At 65.5% G+C, this 1,371-nt stretch carries 1 protein-coding gene; it reads right to left on the bottom strand.

Annotation, left to right across the window (positions count from 1 at the left end; all coding sequences use genetic code 11):
• Positions 1-167: 167 nt before the first annotated feature.
• On the bottom strand, positions 168-1,371 hold a 1,204-nt coding region (locus U1737_RS20565; protein WP_332798083.1), incomplete at its 5' end, for an IS1182 family transposase.

Genomic DNA, 1,371 nt, shown 5'->3' with positions numbered 1-1,371 from the left:
TGCAGAGCGTGTGGAAACCCGTGAGCAGCGCCTGGACGGTGGCGGTTTTTCCTCTGAGCGACCGCCCGAGCCGAACAAGGCGTAATCCTGCCCTCTGACCGCCTCGAGGCCTCCAGAAGCCGTGTATCCGAAGCCCGGCGGTTCCATTGGGGCGCGAAAGGGCCGTTTTACGCCCTCGCTGCGGCGATCAGGCCCGGGACACCGACTAGGGTAATGGCCCGTCTAATGTTGTAGGCGAGCGCGGTCAGGCTGAACTCGCCGCGAACGTTCTCGAGCCGGCGCATCAGAAACGCGCCCTGACCCATCCACTGCTTGATGGTGCCGAAGGGATGCTCGACGCTGTTTCGCCGGTGGTCCAGCATCTCGGGCCTGGCTGCCAACCGCGCCGCCATGCGGTCGAGAACGGCCTCGTTCTCCAGGCGCGAGACGCGGCGGAATGACCGGGTGCAGCGCGATCTCAGCGCGCACACCCTGCAGGCATCGCGGTTGGCATAGTCGACCTTCACATTGTCGCGTGACTTGCCCTGGTAGCGCGGCAAGAGCACTGCCCCAGCCGGGCAAATGAAGACGTCCCGGTCAGGCTCGTAGCGGAACACGTCCTTGCCGAAGAAGCCCTCGCGCACGGCGGGACCGCGGATTGGCTTGGGCACATAAGCCGTAACCCCGGCCGCCTCGCAGGCCTCAATGTCCTCGATCTTGAAGTAGCCCCGGTCGGCGACGGCTTCGATTCGCTCGACGCCGAGCGCTTCCATCGCCGCTGTCGCGGTCTGCGCGAGCAGGCCCAGGTCGAGGACCTGGTTGTTCACCGCCTGCTCGGCGATCAGCTTGTGCTTCACATCGACGGCGAGCTGGATGTTGTAGCCGACCCCCACTTTGGTCATGCGCGCCATCGCGCGGGCATCCGGATCGGTCAGCGAGATCTGGTCGGCGCCAGTGCGATCCAGGTCGGCGAGCATCTCCTTGTGACGATCGCGCTTGTCCTGGATGGCGGCGATCTTCTCGGCCAGTCTGCCTTCACCGCCGCCCGGACCACGGCCGGAACCGGCGGTCGGCGTGCGGTCCTCGTCGGCATCCCCCTCGTCGAGCCGCTTCATGTAGCCCGCGAGCTTCTCGTCGGCGTCCTGGATGAACTTGGCGAGCGACGCCCGGGTGAAGTTCCGGGTCTTGTTGTTGACCGCCTTGATGCGGGTGCCGTCCACCGCCACGAGCTCGCGCCCGAACAGATCGAGCTGACGACACAGTACCACGAACTCGCGGAACACCGTCTTGAAAGCGGCACGGTTGTCGCGGCGGAAGTCCGCGATGGTCTTGAAATCTGGCTTGAGGTGCCGGAGCAGCCAGATGACCTCGATATTGCGGTGGGTCTCGGTT

This window comes from Sphingomonas fucosidasi, from assembly GCF_036663855.1.
Lineage (GTDB): Bacteria > Pseudomonadota > Alphaproteobacteria > Sphingomonadales > Sphingomonadaceae > Sphingomonas > Sphingomonas faeni_B.
The sequence above is the reverse complement of the archived record's forward strand: the minus strand, read 5'-3'. Positions and strand labels throughout refer to the sequence as shown.